We start from the raw sequence: 14,058 nt of genomic DNA on the forward strand, positions 1-14,058 counted from the left end.
ACACGCTCAGGGCAAAAGGGGGATGTGGGCGATCAGCCCTTGTTTTCGTCGATGTACTTGATCGCGTCCGAAACGGTCGAGATCTTCTCGGCCGCATCATCGGGGATCTCGACGCCGAATTCTTCTTCGAACGCCATGACGAGCTCAACGATGTCGAGCGAGTCAGCGCCCAGATCGTCGATGAAGCTGGCTTCTTCGGTGACCTTGTCAGCCTCGACGCCGAGGTGCTCGACAACGATCTTCTTAACGCGGTCGGCGGTATCGCTCATGAAATGCCCCTTCGAAGGAAAGCGGTTGGTTATCTGTTCGGAGTTCGCCCTAATCAACGCAAAGGGCGCTGGCAAGAGGCGCGCTGTGGATCACCTCAACGCGCGCCCTGTCCATCTCAGCCTTTTGTCTGCTCGACCACGCGGATGTTGAGCTCGCGCAGCTGCTTGAGTGCGGCCGGAGAGGGCGCGCCCATCAGCAGGTCCTCGGCGCGCTGGTTCATCGGGAACAGCGTGATTTCACGCAAGTTCTGCGCGCCGCAGATCAGCATGACGATACGATCGACGCCAGCGGCCATGCCACCGTGCGGCGGTGCGCCATACTGGAAGGCGCGGTAGAGGCCGCCGAAGCGCTCCTCGACGTCCGCCTTCGAGAGGCCGACGATCTCGAACGCCTTGACCATGGTTTCGGGCGACTGGTTGCGGATCGAGCCCGAGGCGATCTCGAAGCCGTTGCAGACCAGGTCGTACTGGAAGGCGTTGATCGTCAGCGGATCCTGAGTGTTCAGCGCCTCGATCCCGCCCTGCGGCATCGAGAACGGGTTGTGGCTGAACTCGACCTTCTTGTTGTCCTCGTCCCATTCGTAGAACGGGAAGTCGACGATCCAGCAGAGCTCGAAGCGGTCCTTGTCGATCAGGCCAAGCTGGTCGGCCACGCGAGTGCGCGCGGCGCCGGCAAGCTTGGCGGCCTGCTCGGCCTTGCCAGCGGCGAAGAAGCAGCCATCGTCCGGGCCGAGGCCCAGCTTGTCGAACAGTGCGGCCATCTTGTCGGCGCCGTGGTTCTTGGCGATCGGGCCACCGAACTCGCCGCCCTTGCGGGTAACGTAGCCGAGGCCGGCATGGCCTTCCGAACGCGCCCAGTCGTTCATGTCGTCGAAGAACTTGCGGCTCTTGTCCGCGGTGCCCGGTGCCGGGATCAGGCGCACGACGCCGCCGGTGCCGACGATCTTCTCGAACAGGCCGAAGCCCGACTGGGTGAACTCTTCCGAGACATCCGAGATGATGATCGGGTTGCGCAGGTCAGGCTTGTCAGAACCATACTTGAGCATGGCTTCGGCATAGGGAATGCGCGGGAAGCTGCCGGTCGGCGTGACCGAACGACCGCCTGCAAACGCTTCGAACACCCCGCCGATCACCGGCTCCATCGTCTCCCAGACTTCTTCCTGGGTTACGAAGCTCATTTCGAGGTCGAGCTGGTAAAACTCGCCCGGCAGACGGTCGGCGCGCGGGTCCTCGTCGCGGAAGCAGGGGGCGATCTGGAAGTAGCGGTCGAAGCCCGCCACCATCAGCAGCTGCTTGTACTGCTGCGGCGCCTGCGGCAGCGCGTAGAACTTGCCGGGATGGATGCGGCTCGGCACGAGGAAGTCGCGCGCACCTTCGGGCGAGGATGCCGTGAGGATCGGCGTCGAATATTCGGTGAAGCCAGCGCCTTCCATGCGGCGGCGCATGTCCGAGATGACCTTCGTGCGGGTGACGATGTTGGCGTGCAGCGTCTCGCGGCGCAGGTCGAGGAAGCGATAGCGCAGGCGGATGTCTTCCGGATATTCCTGCTCGCCGGCCACCGGCATCGGCAGTTCCTCGGCAGCGGAAAGCACCGTTGCACCGCGCGCGAAGACTTCGATCTCGCCGGTCGGCAGGTTGGCATTGATGGTGCCTTCCGACCGCGCCTTGACCTCGCCGTCGATCGTCACGACCGATTCCACGCGCAGCGCTTCAAGGATCGGCAGCGCCGGACTGTCAGCGTCGGCGACGATCTGGGTCATCCCGTAGTGATCGCGCAGGTCGACGAACAGCACGCCGCCATGATCGCGCTTGCGGTGCACCCAGCCCGAAAGGCGGACGGTCTGCCCGACATCACCGCGCGTAAGAGCGCCGCAGGTATGGGAACGGTAAAGGTGCATCGAAACTCTTTCCAATCGGTCTGCAATCGGGCAGGGGGAATGGGCGGCTAACAGGCGATGGCCGCGCATTTGTCAAGCCGCGCTCCCTGACGGGAGCACCACCGGGTCGCCCTTACCGGCGCGCCATACAGAAAAGACCGATGAAGATACATCCCCTGATCACGACGACCGACGCTCTGGCCGATCTGTGCGAGCGTCTGGCCAAGGCCGATTTCATCACGGTCGACACCGAATTCATGCGCGAGAACACCTACTGGCCGGAACTGTGCCTGGTGCAGATCGCCGATGACAAGGAAGCCGCAGCCATCGATCCGCTGTCGCCGGGCATCGACCTCTCCCCCCTGCTCGACCTGATGTGCGAGAACGAGGACGTGCTCAAGGTCTTCCACGCTGGCGGGCAGGACGTGGAGATCATCTACAACCTGACCGGCAAGACACCGCATCCGATCTTCGATACGCAGATCGCGATGATGGCGGTCAGCCAGTCGGAACAGATCGGCTATTCCAACCTCGTCGAATCGTGGCTCGGCTTTTCGATCGACAAGGGCGCGCGCTTTACCGACTGGTCGCGCCGTCCGTTGACCGAGCGGCAGATCGAATATGCCATCGGCGACGTGACGCACCTGTCGAAGATCTTCCCCAAGCTGCTGAAGCGTCTGATCAAGACGGGCCGCGGCGAATGGCTCGACATCGAGATGGAGAAGCTGGCCGATCCGGAGAACTACCGGACGGACATGGAAACGGTCTGGCAGAAGATCCGCGCGCCAAGCCGCAACCCCGCCGTTCTCGGCCGGCTCAAGGCGTTGGCTGCGTGGCGCGAGCGCGAGGCGATGGACAAGAACATCCCGCGCGGCCGCCTGATGCGCGATGAAACGCTGGCCGACATCGCCAGCCACCCGCCCAAGGACCAGCACGATCTCGCCAAGGTGCGCGGACTGTCGACAGGCTGGAAGGACAACGACATCGGCCGCCGCCTGATGCAGACGCTGGCCGATGCCAAGCCGCTGACCGAGGCCGAAATGCCGCCCAAGGCGCCGCGCGGCGCACCGCTCGGCAAGGAAGGCGCGCTGGTGGCCGACCTGCTCAAGCTGCTGCTCAAGATCCGGAGCCGCGAGATCGACATTGCCGCGCGTCTGTTGGCCCGCACGGACGACCTCGAGCTCCTCGCCGCCGGACAGCGCAAGAACCTGCCAATTCTCGAAGGTTGGCGCTTCGAACAGTTCGGTCGCGATGCGCTGGAACTGGTCGAGGGCAAGCTCGCCTTCGCGGTGGTCAACGGCAAGCTGAAGATGGCCCACATCGACGACATCGGCGGCTCCTCGGAAGCGCCCGAAGTCGTCGTCCACGTGGACGAATAACCGCTCATGAGCACCTACCTGCCCACGCTGAAGCAGTTGCAATATCTCGTTGCCCTGCACGAACATGGGCACTTCGGGAAGGCGGCCGATTCCTGCTTCGTATCGCAATCGACGCTCTCGGCAGGCCTGCGTGAGCTCGAATCGCTGCTTGGCGTAACGCTGGTCGAGCGCACTCGCCGCGTCGTCCGCTTCACGCCGCTGGGCAATCAGGTCGTCGCCAAGGCGCACCGGCTGCTGCGCGAGGCAGAGGAACTGTCGGAACTGGTGCAGAGCCACGGCGCGCCGCTGGCCGGCGAACTGCGCATGAGCGTGATCCCGACGATCGCGCCATTCCTGCTGCCGCGCATCCTCCCGCGCCTGCGCAAGGAGCGCCCGCAACTAAAGCTGTTCCTGCGCGAGGAGCCGAGCGCTGCCGCAATCGAATCGCTCCACCATGGCCGTGCCGATTGCGTGCTGCTCGCCCTGCCTTACGCCACGGGCGAGGTAGAGACCGAACTGCTGTTCAAGGACGAACTGCTCGTCGCCTTCCCCAAGGACGACCCGCGCGATCCGCCTGCCTCGATCACGGCCAGCATGATCGACGAGAACCGCCTGCTCCTGCTCGAGGACGGACACTGCCTCAAGGAGCACGCGCTGGCCGCCTGCAACCGTCCGGAAATGCGCGCCAACGCCACGATGATCGGCACCAGCCTGCACACGCTGGTGCAGATGGTGGACAACGGTCTGGGCGTGACAATGTTGCCGAAAATGGCGATCGACGCCGGCATCCTCGCCAACACCCAGATCGTCGCCCGCCCGTTAAAGGCAGAGCATGCCTGGCGTGACATCGCGCTGGTCTGGCGCCGCAACAGCCCGCGTGCCGAGGAGTTCCGGATGCTGGCGCAGGAGCTGCGGGCGGATTGACTGCTGGGCTTAATGCGCACAAACCTGCGCATATGACCCGACATGATCACGATTTCGTGCGAGCGCAACGCAAGGCGACCAATGTTTCGCTCGAATCCAGCCTAGTTGAGGAAGCCCGCCGGCTTGGCATAAATCTTTCACGCGCTTGTGAGGCGGGATTGGCCAGCGAAATTGCCAAGGCTCATGCACGCCAGTGGCAGATCGACAATGCAGAAGCTCTCGCCAGTTCGAACGACTGGGTCGAACGCCACGGTCTGCCGCTAGCTCGCCACCGCCAGTTCTGACGAGCGCATCACATGGCGAGGTTCGACGTTTTTCGCGGGCGCGACGGCAGCCTTCTGCTCGATTGTCAGGCAGACTTGCTCACCGAACTTTCCACGAGAATTGTCGTCCCGCTGATCGTGGAACGTGATGCCCCGAAACCTGCTGCCCGTCTCAATCCGGTCTTCGTGCTAGATGACGTGCGCTTTGTAATGGTGACTCAGTTTCTTGCCGCCGTTCCCAGACGAGAGCTGGAACAAAAGGTCTTTTCCCTTGCCGCCGAGCAGGACCGTATCGCGCTTGCGCTGGATATGCTGCTGACCGGGTTCTGACGGGTCAATCCATGTGCTTGAGGCCGACGCGCAGGTAGTCCCAGCCCGTAATCACGGTCAGCACCGCCGCGCCCCATAGCGTAGTCAGGCCAACGGTGTGGGGCACGTTCACAGTGAAACCCCCAACGGTCATTAGCCAGCCGGGCAGCGCCTGCCCGAGGATCAGGGCGCCGAGGCAGATCATCTGGAACGTCGTCTTCCACTTGGCGAGGCGGCTGACCGGGACCGAGACCTGGATGCCACCGAGAAACTCGCGCAGGCCCGACACCGCGATTTCGCGCAGCAGGATGACCAGACCTGCAATCACATGCATGTCGCCGACGTAGGGCCCGCGCAGGATGCCTTGTGCGGTCAGCACCAGAATGACCGCCGCGACCATGATCTTGTCGGCGATAGGATCGAGGAAGATGCCGAGCTTGCTGACCGCACCTTGCGCCCGCGCGAGGTAGCCGTCGAAGTAGTCGGTCACGCCCATCAGGCAGTAGACACCGAAGGCGAGGCCGTAACCCAGCCGCCATTCAGGCCACCACAGCAGCGCTGCCAGGAGGGGAACAGTCACGATCCGTGACAGCGTAAGCAGGTTGGGCAGCGTCAGCATCTTGCCAGCCTTAACGCCGGAAAGCGGCAAACGGAATCGCAACATTCGCCAACTATCGCCTCATCGACCGAAATGCTCTTGCCCGCGTGCCTCATCGGGCTAAGGGTGCGGGCAAGGAAAGATGCTGGCAAGAAGGTAAATGACAACATCGACGCATCTGGTGCGCACGCGCCGCTTCCTGCCGCTGTTCGTCACCCAGTTGCTGGGGGCCTTCAACGACAATCTCTACAAGAACGCGATGGTCCTGTACGTCGTGTACAGCGTCTACAATTCGGAAGCTGCCGAAGCCCGCTTCTCGGCCATCGCCTCGGGCCTGTTCATCCTGCCGTTCTTCCTGCTTTCCGCGCTGGCGGGGCAACTGGCCGACATGCGCGACAAGGCGAAGATCATCCGGATCGTCAAGGCCTGCGAGATCGCCATCATGCTGGTGGGCGGAACCGGGCTGGTGCTCGCGTGGATGGGCTTCGAGGTCGAGCAGATCGCAATTCCGCTGATGCTCGCCGCGCTGCTGGCGATGGGCGTGCATTCCACGTTCTTCGGCCCGATCAAGTACGCCATCCTGCCGCAGCACCTGCACGAGGGTGAGGTACTGGCCGGAACTGGCCTCGTCGAGGCAGGCACCTATATCGCCATTCTTGCCGGGACGATTCTGGCAGGCTGGATTCCGGTTGAGGTTGCGGCCGGAGGCGTCGTCTTCACCGCACTGATCGGCTATCTTTCCGGCCGACAGGTTCCCCCGGCCCCGCCGCTGGTCGAAGCCCAGAAGATCGATTTCAACGTGTTCACCTCGTCGTGGCGGCTGATCCGCAACACCACGCGGCACCGGCAGGTGTTCATGGCCATCGTCGCGATCAGCTTCTTCTGGACGGTGGGAACAGTGCTGTTCATCCAGTTCCCGCCGCTGGCCAAGAACGTGCTTTCGGCCAGCAAGGAAGTGGCCAGCCTGTTCCTCGTCATGTTCTCGGTGGGTATCGCGATCGGCTCGATGTCGATCAACGCGCTGCTCAAGGGCACGGTCTCGGCGCGCTATTCGCCGGCTTCAGTGATCGTCATGGGCGTGTTCATCGCCGCCTTCCACGAGGTCTGCGATTACTGGCCCGCCCATCCCGGCATGCCCTTGATGGACGTCTCGACATTCATCGCGCAGCCACTCGCCGTGCCGCTGCTGCTGTGCCTGCTCGGCATTGCCGTGGCGGGTGGCATGTTCGTCGTCCCGCTCTACGCTTTCCTGACGACGGTGGTCGACAAGTCGGAAACCGCCCGCACGATCGCGGCCAACAACATCGTCAATTCGGGCGCGATGGTAATCGGCTCGCTGCTGGCTGTCGGCCTCAGCGCTGCGAGCGTGGCGATCGTCGACCAGTTGCTGCTGGGCGCGGCGATGTGCGTGGTCTCGGCATGGCTCGGCTATCTGCTCTATCGGGCTGAGAAGGCGGCAAAGGCAGCCTGATCAGGCGATAAAGGCCATGATCGCCAGGAAGCAGGCGCAGTAGGCGATCAGGAAATCGCGCAAGTCCTGCATCGAGATGCGCCGCAGGTTGACCGGCTCGGACCGGATATCGGTCTCTCGCAGCAGCGCTTCCGCGCGCTTCATCGCGGCAATCACCTCGGGCTCATGACGCGGCAGTTCGCGCAGCGCATGGCGCGGCAAACTTGCCCGGAACGGATGGCGCGAAGTGCCAAAGGCGGTGCTGGACGACGTGGTCATGTTGAGCATCTTAACGCTTTATTCACCTTCCGGTATCCCGGCGTCGCAGCGAATTTTGTCACCGTTCCTGTTCGGGACAGCCCCGTGAAATGCAAAGAGGCCGCCCCATGCGGGACGGCCTCCGGTGACCGGCCTGCCGGTCAAAAACGCGTCGTGAGCGCTCAGATATCGTCGCCGAGCGCGCCCTTGACCTTGCCCTTGGCCTGATCGAGTTCGCCCTTGCGTTCCTGCACCACGCCCTCGGCGTGGAGGCTGGCATCGTTGGTGGCCTTGCCGGCAGCCTGCTTGGTGTTGCCAATCGCTTCGTTGGCAAGGCCCTTGGCCCGATCGGTCAGTTCACCCATCGTCGATCTCCTTGATTTTTCAGCGATGTTTCATCGCTTTCACGAAGATCAATACGCCCTGCGAGAGCCCTGGTTCCGGCTCAGAGCGCGCCAGCCATACGCAGGATAAGGTTCCACTCGTCCGGTCGCACTGACCCCACCGACAATCGCGAAAGGCGGATCAGGTCCATCTCCTGAAGCTCGGGCGTGGCCTTGATCTGCTTGAGCGTTACCGTCTGCGGCAGCTTCTGCACCGGCTTGACCTTGACCGCGGCCCACTTGCCTTCGGGATCGGTAGGATCGCTCAGGCCACCTTGGCTGATCACGATCACGCCGACCACCTCGACGCCGATATTCGAGTGATAGAAGAACGCCAGGTCACCCGCCTGCATGGTGCGCAAATTGCGCGCGGCCAGATGATTGCGCACGCCGTCCCACGTCCCCTCGCCCTCGGCGACAAGGTCGTCCCAGCCATAGACGTCCGGTTCGGACTTCATCAGCCAGAGGTTGCGGCCAGTGGTGTCGGATATGTTGATTTTGGTCATGAAACCCCACGCGAATCCCGTTACAGGCGGTTTCCATAGCGACAATTTTCCGAACTGGAACACCATGCCCCTGCAAACCCTGCCGGTGATCTCGCTCGACAGCGAGCCCGCAACGCTTTCCCGTGACCTTGGCGAATCCTTCCAGACCTTCGGCTTCGCCATGGTGCGCGACCACGGCATCGACGCCGACCTGATTGCCCGCGCCTGGGCGCTCACCGCCGAAGTCTTCGCCCTGCCCGAAGACGAGAAGCGCAGCTACTACATCGATGGCCTCGGCGGCGCGCGCGGCTACACCCCGTTCGGCACCGAAATCGCCAAGGGCGCCAAGCGCCACGACCTCAAGGAATTCTGGCACGTCGGGCGCGATCTGCCTGCGGACCATCCGCTTGCCGCAATGTCGATGTTCCCCAACATCTGGCCGACCCGCCCCGAAGGCTTCCGCGAGACGTTCGAGGCGCTCTATGCCGAATTCGACCGCGTCGGCGCACGCATCCTCTCGCGCATCGCTGTCTGGCTCGGGCTCGACGAACACTGGTTCGATCCCGCGATCGAGGACGGCAACTCGGTGATGCGCCTGCTGCATTATCCGCCGCTGCCTGCCGATGCCGAACCTGGCGCGATTCGGGCAGGAGCGCACGAGGACATCAACCTGATCACCCTGCTGCTGGGTGCCGAGGAAGCCGGTCTCGAACTATTGACCAAGCAGGGCGAATGGATCGGCGTCTCCCCGCCCGAGGGCGCGCTGGTGGTCAACATCGGCGACATGCTGCAGCGCCTGACCAACCACGTCCTGCCATCGACCACGCACCGCGTGCGCAACCCTGAGGGCGAGCGGGCGAAGCACAGCCGCTATTCGATGCCGTTCTTCCTGCACCTGCGCAGCGACTTCCCGTTCAGGACGATGGAGCAATGCATCACCGCCGAGAACCCCGACCGCTACCCGGTTTCGATCACTGCGGACGACTACCTGCAGGAACGCCTGCGCGAGATCGGGCTGAAGAAGTAGAGGATTTGGCGCAGCGCTTCCTCATACGAAGCGCGGCACCTCGTTCTCATCCCGCAGGTCGCTCCATCGGCACCACGTTGTACTTCCGCACCTCGTCCTGGCTCAGGCAATAGCGCGTCGAGGGGTTTTCCTTCGTCGCGACCGCCTGCTGCCTGTACATCACCTCGGTAAGCAGCTTGCGGCTGATACCCATGCGGATCAGGAAGTCGTTGTCCTCGCTCGCCAGCAACGCGCTCGCCTGTTCGATCTCGCCGATCAGGCGGGTGGTCTCCTCGGTTCCTTCATCGACCGAAATCTCGATGACGTCGCGATCACCGGTGTGGGTGAACATGTGGACCATGAACATGCCCCCCGGTTCGACGAAGCGCCGGTCGCCCCCCATGAACACGAAGTTGCATGCCGAAAAGCAGGTCCAGCCTGCCGGTATGCGCGTGACCATGCCGGGGTAGGAGCGAATCACCTTGCCCGCGCGGTTGCCGGCCTGGGCATCGCCGCCGCGCGATTTAAGCCAGACCTCCTCGATCCGCTCGTCGGCATCGATCGCGGCTTTCAGTCGCTCGGGCAGGCGCGAGTCAATGATGCCGTCTGCGATCAGAACGCGCTTGCCACCCCTGTCCGCTGCGGTGAGTGTCATCGCCTTGGCCACACCCCAGTCCGGCTTTTCCGGGCAGGTCGGGTTTTTAAGATCCATGGCGACCGGCTTGGTCGCCCCTGTTGCCAGCAGCAGAGCCAGAACCGGAAAGATCAGCCGCATCAGGCCGCCAGCGAATAGCGTGCCGAGCCGGGCGCGCGGCACATGCGCTTGTTGGCAGTGGTCTCCTCGCCATTGACGATGATCACGTCGGTCACCGTGATGCACTGTCGCCCGGTCGCGCCGTTGGAAGCGACTTCATCATTGCGCGCGGTGATCGTCGAGGTGCCGGAGACGTTTTCGCGCGTGTTCGAGGTCCAGGACGAACTGCTGCCCACCTCCTCGCCCCGCGTCGCTTCAACGGTCGCTTCGGCGGCCTGCTTCTGCTCTTCGGGATCGAGGCGGCAGGCAATGGCATTGGTCAGCGTATCGGCGAACTCGGCCGAGGGAAAATAGCTGCCGATGCCGGCCGAACTGGCCGCGCGCCCGATGCCCTGGCCCAGCAGTCCGCCGAGCACGGAAGAACCCGCACTCTTGCTCTTGCCCTTGGGACAGCCATCGGCGCTCTTCTGCGTCGACGAAGAACTGCGCGGGATAGAGGGAATGCTGAAGCCCCCGAACTGTGCCGAGGCCTGGCTGGCCACAAGGGCAGCGGCGGCAATTGTCGCCGCAATCCGGCAGGAAATGACAGTGGGCTTGGGGACGCGGCGCATGACAGCTCTTCCGGCAAAAAGGAGGTGTGCGGCCCTTTAGTTGATCCGACGCTAGCAAGGCTGTGATCTTCGTCAATCGCATCGCGGCGGACCGATCACACCGCATCCTGCTTGCGCTCTGCCGATACGCAAAAGGCCGCCCGGAGGCGGCCTTTCGAAGGAGGGATGGTGGAGCCTAGCGGGATCGAACCGCTGACCTCCTGCATGCCATGCAGGCGCTCTCCCAGCTGAGCTAAGGCCCCATTTCCCATCGAATTCACCCTGGGAGGTGAACCGTTCCGGCGGTGTCTCTCGCCGGGAGCCGCGCCTCTAAGGGAGGTTGCTGCGACTGGCAAGACGAAAAAAACGCTGCCCGAATTTTTTTGGGGCCGGTCCGGAAACCGGCCCCGAAAACATCAAACTTCGTCGTCGTCGCCGTCGTGGCCGGCAACGCCGAGATCGTCGTCACCGCCGAGGTCGACGTCGTTGTCCGGCGAATCGCCGTCCTCATCGATGTCGAGATCCTCGTCGGCCAGATCGACGTCAGGCGCGGCGTCGACCTTGTCCTTCTGGATTTCCTCGTAGGGAATCGGCTGCTTCGACTTGAGCACCGGCTCGGCGGTCCAGGTGTACTTGCACTCGACGCAGGTGATCGGGTCGGCATTGCCCAGATCGTAGAAGCGGGTGCCGCACTTCGGACAGCTGTGCTTGGCGCCCCATTCCGGCTTGACCATGAAACTTCCTCAAGTCTGGCCCGGCAGGACTAGGATACGCACCGGGCGGAGAAACTGCACGCTTGATGGGTCCGCACGTGCGCGGAATCAAGAGAGCGCGCGCCTTGCCATAGCGGCGCGCTGCTGTCAAAAGCCGCGCGCCTTATCCGCCCTCCCCGCTCCGAAAGTCCTGACGTGTCCTCTCACGATCCCGCCCAGATGCGCCCTCGCCGCTTCACCGCCAATGGACCGCTCAAGGGCCGCATCCGCGTGCCCGGCGACAAATCGATCAGCCACCGCTCCATAATGCTCGGCGCTCTTGCCGTGGGCGAGACGCGCGTGACCGGCCTGCTCGAAGGTGAGGACGTGCTTTCCACCGCCGCCGCCATGCGCGCGATGGGCGCGACGATCGAGCGTGACGCCGATGGCATGTGGCACGTCCACGGCGTCGGCATCGGCGGGCTGCTCCAGCCGCAACAGGCGCTCGACATGGGCAACTCCGGCACTTCGACGCGTCTGCTGATGGGCCTCGTCGCCAGCCACCCCATCACTGCGACCTTCGTCGGCGATGCCTCGCTGTCCAAGCGCCCGATGGGCCGCGTGATCGATCCGCTCTCGGCGATGGGCGCAGAGTTCACCGCCAGCCCCGGCGGCCGACTGCCACTCACGCTTCGCGGCATCTCGCCTGCCGTGCCCATCGCATACCGTCTCCCCGTCGCCTCGGCGCAGGTGAAGAGTGCGATCCTGCTGGCAGGCCTCAACACGCCCGGCGTGACCACCGTCATCGAACCGATCCCGACGCGCGACCATTCCGAGCGCATGCTGCGCGGCTTCGGCGCGGAGCTGACCGTCGACATCGACGATGATGGCGCGCGCGTGATCAAGGTGCGCGGCGAGGCCGAGTTCCGCCCGCAGGACATCGTCGTCCCCGGCGATCCCTCCTCCGCCGCCTTCTTCGTCGTCGCCGCGCTGCTGGTCGAAGGGTCAGACCTCGTGGTCGAGAACGTCGGCCTCAACCCCACCCGCGCCGCGCTGTTCGACGTCCTGCGCCTGATGGGTGGCTCGATCGAAGAACTCGACCGCCGCGACGTGGGCGGCGAACCCGTGGCCGACCTGCGCGTTCGCCATTCGCTGCTCACCGGCATCGACGTCGATCCCGCCGTGGTGCCGAGCATGGTCGACGAATTCCCCATCCTCTTCGTCGCCGCCGCGCTCGCCAAGGGCCGCACCGTCACCACCGGCCTCGAAGAACTGCGCGTCAAGGAGAGCGACCGCATCAGCGCCATGCGCGCCGCGCTGGAACTGGCCGGAGCCACCGTCACCGAAACCGAGGACGGGTTGATCATCGACGGCACCGGCGGCGATCCGCTTCCGGGCACGGCTGAAGGCGGCAGCGTCGTCACCCACCTCGATCACCGCATCGCCATGTCGATGGCCATCGCAGGCATCGCCAGCAAGCGCGGCGTCGAGGTCGATGACACCCGCCCCATCGCCACCAGCTTCCCGGTCTTCGAAAGCCTGCTCGAGGGCGCGACGCGTTGACCAGCCACGATCTGGCCAACCTCGTCGGCTTCTGCGGCACCGCCTGCATCATCTTCGCCTACGGCTACGCCACCCGGCAGGACCGACCCAACCCCTTCGTCCAGCACGGCGTCAACCTGCTCGGCGCCGCGCTGCTGACGATCTCGCTGCTGTTCAACATGAACCCCGCCTCGTTCGTGCTGGAGTTCTTCTGGGCGGCAATTGCGATATGGGGGCTGGTCAAGGCCTTCCGCAACCGGAGTTCCAACCCGTGATCATCGCCGTCGACGGCCCCACCGCCTCGGGCAAGGGCACCATCGCCAAGGCGCTGGCCGCGCACTACGGCCTGCCCCACCTCGACACCGGCCTGCTCTATCGCGCCGTTGGCCGTCAGGTGTTCCTGAGCGGCGGCAACCCGGACGATCCCGCAGCAGCCCTCGCCGCCTGCGCCTTCCCGGAAAGCCTGTTGGCGGACCCCGAACTGCGCAGCGAGGAAACCGGCGGCTACGCCAGCCGCGTCTCCATCCACCCCGCCGTCCGCGCCGCCCTGCTCGAACGCCAGCAAGCCTTTGCGAACCAACCCGGCGGCGCCGTCCTAGACGGCCGCGACATCGCCACCGTCATCGCCCCCCATGCCGACGCCAAACTCTTCGTCACCGCCAGCGTCAGCGCACGCGCGATGCGCCGCTGGGTGGAAATGAAGCAATTCGGCAAGGACGTCGAACGCGCCGAAATCGAAGCTGACTTGGCGGAACGAGACGAACGCGACCGCAACCGCGCGGAGGCCCCGCTGCGGCAGGCCGAGGGCGCGGCGCTGCTGGATACGTCGAACCTGACGAAGGAAATGGCCGTGGCGACGGCGATTGCGCTGGTTGAGAAGCAGGTGCGCGTCCCAAAGAGCCACTGAAAGAAGTTTTCCGGCCAATTTGGTGTTAAGATCGGAGAAATTCTCGGTCCTCCTTCTTCTCGCCCCATTTTTTCTCGGATCAATACCTGTTACAGATTACCTAGCACACCGCATCAAAGATCAAACCAGATGGTACTCACCTAGTATGGCAAAGAAGTATCAAATTTTCGTAAGCTCAACGTTCCGCGATCTCGTTGATGAGCGACAAGATACAATTCGAAGCATATTAGATCTTGGACATATTCCCGCTGGTATGGAGCTTTTTCCGTAACTGCTCACGAGGTTGGCAGAAAATGGTTGCGCGGTGACTCGGAGTTTGATTCACCCTTGGGATGGCCCCACCCCCGCTTCATGTGCTGAGCGAAGCTGAGAAGAACGAGCTTCTGCTTGCGC

The 14,058-nt window shown here is 63.8% G+C and carries 19 protein-coding genes and 1 tRNA gene; 10 read left to right on the plus strand and 10 right to left on the minus strand.

Annotated features, from left to right (window positions below):
* Nucleotides 1–32: 32 nt before the first annotated feature.
* Together I2488_RS18085 and aspS are read right to left on the minus strand one after the other, a co-directional pair.
* Nucleotides 33–269, minus strand: coding sequence for an acyl carrier protein (locus I2488_RS18085; RefSeq protein WP_011444997.1), 237 nt, complete (start codon nt 267–269; stop codon nt 33–35).
* A 116-nt stretch (nt 270–385) separates the two neighbouring features.
* Nucleotides 386–2,167: an aspartate--tRNA ligase gene (aspS, locus tag I2488_RS18090; RefSeq protein WP_196277185.1), complete on the minus strand. Its 1,782-nt coding sequence runs from the start codon at nt 2,165–2,167 to the stop codon at nt 386–388.
* Nucleotides 2,168–2,307: 140 nt separating this feature from the next.
* Between aspS and rnd the strand changes: the two genes are divergently transcribed.
* Genes rnd through I2488_RS18110 form a run of 4 tightly spaced genes read left to right on the plus strand, consistent with a single transcriptional unit; the run spans nt 2,308 to nt 5,021 of the window.
* Nucleotides 2,308–3,525 carry a ribonuclease D gene (gene rnd, locus I2488_RS18095; protein WP_196277186.1) on the plus strand — a complete coding sequence of 406 codons (1,218 nt, stop codon included), beginning with the start codon at nt 2,308–2,310 and terminating at the stop codon, nt 3,523–3,525.
* 6 nt (nt 3,526–3,531) lie between these two features.
* Entirely contained in the window at nt 3,532–4,428 is an 897-nt protein-coding gene (locus I2488_RS18100) for a hydrogen peroxide-inducible genes activator (RefSeq protein WP_196277187.1), read from the plus strand.
* Between the two features lie 32 nt (nt 4,429–4,460).
* Nucleotides 4,461–4,712 (plus strand): type II toxin-antitoxin system CcdA family antitoxin, encoded by a 252-nt coding sequence (locus tag I2488_RS18105; RefSeq protein WP_196277188.1) that lies wholly within the window; start codon nt 4,461–4,463, stop codon nt 4,710–4,712.
* Between the two features lie 12 nt (nt 4,713–4,724).
* Nucleotides 4,725–5,021, plus strand: a complete 297-nt coding sequence (locus I2488_RS18110) for a CcdB family protein (RefSeq protein ID WP_196277189.1) — start codon at nt 4,725–4,727, stop codon at nt 5,019–5,021.
* A gap of 4 nt (nt 5,022–5,025) precedes the next feature.
* Here I2488_RS18110 and pgsA read toward each other — a convergent pair whose 3' ends face one another.
* Complete coding sequence (pgsA, locus tag I2488_RS18115; RefSeq protein WP_196277190.1) at nt 5,026–5,619, minus strand: CDP-diacylglycerol--glycerol-3-phosphate 3-phosphatidyltransferase; 594 nt, start codon at nt 5,617–5,619, stop codon at nt 5,026–5,028.
* Nucleotides 5,620–5,758: 139 nt separating this feature from the next.
* Between pgsA and I2488_RS18120 the strand changes: the two genes are divergently transcribed.
* Nucleotides 5,759–7,069, plus strand: a complete 1,311-nt coding sequence (locus I2488_RS18120; RefSeq protein ID WP_196277191.1) for an MFS transporter — start codon at nt 5,759–5,761, stop codon at nt 7,067–7,069.
* On the opposite strand, the gene I2488_RS18125 is transcribed toward I2488_RS18120, so the two are convergent.
* The 3 genes from I2488_RS18125 to I2488_RS18135 form a co-directional block, all read right to left on the minus strand.
* Nucleotides 7,070–7,327, minus strand: coding sequence for a hypothetical protein (locus I2488_RS18125; protein WP_196277192.1), 258 nt, complete (start codon nt 7,325–7,327; stop codon nt 7,070–7,072).
* A 161-nt stretch (nt 7,328–7,488) separates the two neighbouring features.
* On the minus strand, nt 7,489–7,671 hold the full coding sequence (locus I2488_RS18130) for a CsbD family protein (RefSeq protein ID WP_196277193.1): 183 nt from the start codon (nt 7,669–7,671) through the stop codon (nt 7,489–7,491).
* Nucleotides 7,672–7,751: 80 nt separating this feature from the next.
* Nucleotides 7,752–8,195: an EVE domain-containing protein gene (locus I2488_RS18135; protein WP_196277194.1), complete on the minus strand. Its 444-nt coding sequence runs from the start codon at nt 8,193–8,195 to the stop codon at nt 7,752–7,754.
* A 64-nt stretch (nt 8,196–8,259) separates the two neighbouring features.
* Here I2488_RS18135 and I2488_RS18140 point away from each other — a divergent pair, with 64 nt between their 5' ends.
* Nucleotides 8,260–9,201, plus strand: coding sequence for an isopenicillin N synthase family dioxygenase (locus I2488_RS18140; protein WP_196277195.1), 942 nt, complete (start codon nt 8,260–8,262; stop codon nt 9,199–9,201).
* A gap of 46 nt (nt 9,202–9,247) precedes the next feature.
* On the opposite strand, the gene I2488_RS18145 is transcribed toward I2488_RS18140, so the two are convergent.
* From I2488_RS18145 to I2488_RS18160, 4 genes are all read right to left on the minus strand, one after another.
* The gene (locus I2488_RS18145) at nt 9,248–9,955 is read right to left on the minus strand and encodes a COG3904 family protein (RefSeq protein WP_196277196.1); all 708 of its coding nucleotides are present in this window, start codon (nt 9,953–9,955) and stop codon (nt 9,248–9,250) included.
* Complete coding sequence (locus I2488_RS18150) at nt 9,955–10,545, minus strand: hypothetical protein (protein WP_196277197.1); 591 nt, start codon at nt 10,543–10,545, stop codon at nt 9,955–9,957. The genes I2488_RS18145 and I2488_RS18150 overlap by 1 nt, the downstream gene beginning before the upstream one ends.
* A 166-nt stretch (nt 10,546–10,711) precedes the next feature.
* Nucleotides 10,712–10,787 (minus strand) — tRNA-Ala (locus I2488_RS18155).
* A 153-nt stretch (nt 10,788–10,940) separates the two neighbouring features.
* Entirely contained in the window at nt 10,941–11,258 is a 318-nt protein-coding gene (locus I2488_RS18160) for a TIGR02300 family protein (RefSeq protein ID WP_196277198.1), read from the minus strand.
* 198 nt (nt 11,259–11,456) lie between these two features.
* Here I2488_RS18160 and aroA point away from each other — a divergent pair, with 198 nt between their 5' ends.
* The 4 genes from aroA to I2488_RS19900 all read left to right on the plus strand — a co-directional run bounded on the left by aroA (nt 11,457) and on the right by I2488_RS19900 (nt 13,936).
* Nucleotides 11,457–12,779, plus strand: coding sequence for a 3-phosphoshikimate 1-carboxyvinyltransferase (gene aroA / locus I2488_RS18165; RefSeq protein WP_196277199.1), 1,323 nt, complete (start codon nt 11,457–11,459; stop codon nt 12,777–12,779).
* On the plus strand, nt 12,776–13,033 hold the full coding sequence (locus I2488_RS18170; RefSeq protein WP_196277200.1) for a CBU_0592 family membrane protein: 258 nt from the start codon (nt 12,776–12,778) through the stop codon (nt 13,031–13,033). The genes aroA and I2488_RS18170 overlap by 4 nt, the downstream gene beginning before the upstream one ends.
* Entirely contained in the window at nt 13,030–13,665 is a 636-nt protein-coding gene (locus I2488_RS18175; RefSeq protein WP_196277201.1) for a (d)CMP kinase, read from the plus strand. Before I2488_RS18170 ends, I2488_RS18175 begins: the two co-directional genes overlap by 4 nt.
* Before the next feature lie 145 nt (nt 13,666–13,810).
* Entirely contained in the window at nt 13,811–13,936 is a 126-nt protein-coding gene (locus I2488_RS19900; protein WP_196277202.1) for a DUF4062 domain-containing protein, read from the plus strand.
* Nucleotides 13,937–14,058 lie beyond the last annotated feature (122 nt).

The sequence above is a fragment of the Novosphingobium jiangmenense genome (assembly GCF_015694345.1).
In the GTDB taxonomy this organism is placed as follows: Bacteria; Pseudomonadota; Alphaproteobacteria; order Sphingomonadales; family Sphingomonadaceae; genus Novosphingobium; species Novosphingobium jiangmenense.

Excerpts from the sequence above, each read along its gene's own strand:
- I2488_RS18085 (WP_011444997.1), bottom strand. The coding sequence starts at position 269 with ATGAGCGATACCGCCGACCGCGTTAAGAAGATCGTTGTCGAGCACCTC.
- aspS (WP_196277185.1), bottom strand. The coding sequence starts at position 2,167 with ATGCACCTTTACCGTTCCCATACCTGCGGCGCTCTTACGCGCGGTGAT.
- rnd (WP_196277186.1), top strand. The coding sequence starts at position 2,308 with ATGAAGATACATCCCCTGATCACGACGACCGACGCTCTGGCCGATCTG.
- I2488_RS18100 (WP_196277187.1), top strand. The coding sequence starts at position 3,532 with ATGAGCACCTACCTGCCCACGCTGAAGCAGTTGCAATATCTCGTTGCC.
- I2488_RS18105 (WP_196277188.1), top strand. The coding sequence starts at position 4,461 with ATGACCCGACATGATCACGATTTCGTGCGAGCGCAACGCAAGGCGACC.
- I2488_RS18110 (WP_196277189.1), top strand. The coding sequence starts at position 4,725 with ATGGCGAGGTTCGACGTTTTTCGCGGGCGCGACGGCAGCCTTCTGCTC.
- pgsA (WP_196277190.1), bottom strand. The coding sequence starts at position 5,619 with ATGCTGACGCTGCCCAACCTGCTTACGCTGTCACGGATCGTGACTGTT.
- I2488_RS18120 (WP_196277191.1), top strand. The coding sequence starts at position 5,759 with ATGACAACATCGACGCATCTGGTGCGCACGCGCCGCTTCCTGCCGCTG.
- I2488_RS18125 (WP_196277192.1), bottom strand. The coding sequence starts at position 7,327 with ATGACCACGTCGTCCAGCACCGCCTTTGGCACTTCGCGCCATCCGTTC.
- I2488_RS18130 (WP_196277193.1), bottom strand. The coding sequence starts at position 7,671 with ATGGGTGAACTGACCGATCGGGCCAAGGGCCTTGCCAACGAAGCGATT.
- I2488_RS18135 (WP_196277194.1), bottom strand. The coding sequence starts at position 8,195 with ATGACCAAAATCAACATATCCGACACCACTGGCCGCAACCTCTGGCTG.
- I2488_RS18140 (WP_196277195.1), top strand. The coding sequence starts at position 8,260 with ATGCCCCTGCAAACCCTGCCGGTGATCTCGCTCGACAGCGAGCCCGCA.
- I2488_RS18145 (WP_196277196.1), bottom strand. The coding sequence starts at position 9,955 with ATGCGGCTGATCTTTCCGGTTCTGGCTCTGCTGCTGGCAACAGGGGCG.
- I2488_RS18150 (WP_196277197.1), bottom strand. The coding sequence starts at position 10,545 with ATGCGCCGCGTCCCCAAGCCCACTGTCATTTCCTGCCGGATTGCGGCG.
- I2488_RS18160 (WP_196277198.1), bottom strand. The coding sequence starts at position 11,258 with ATGGTCAAGCCGGAATGGGGCGCCAAGCACAGCTGTCCGAAGTGCGGC.
- aroA (WP_196277199.1), top strand. The coding sequence starts at position 11,457 with ATGCGCCCTCGCCGCTTCACCGCCAATGGACCGCTCAAGGGCCGCATC.
- I2488_RS19900 (WP_196277202.1), top strand. The coding sequence starts at position 13,811 with ATGGCAAAGAAGTATCAAATTTTCGTAAGCTCAACGTTCCGCGATCTC.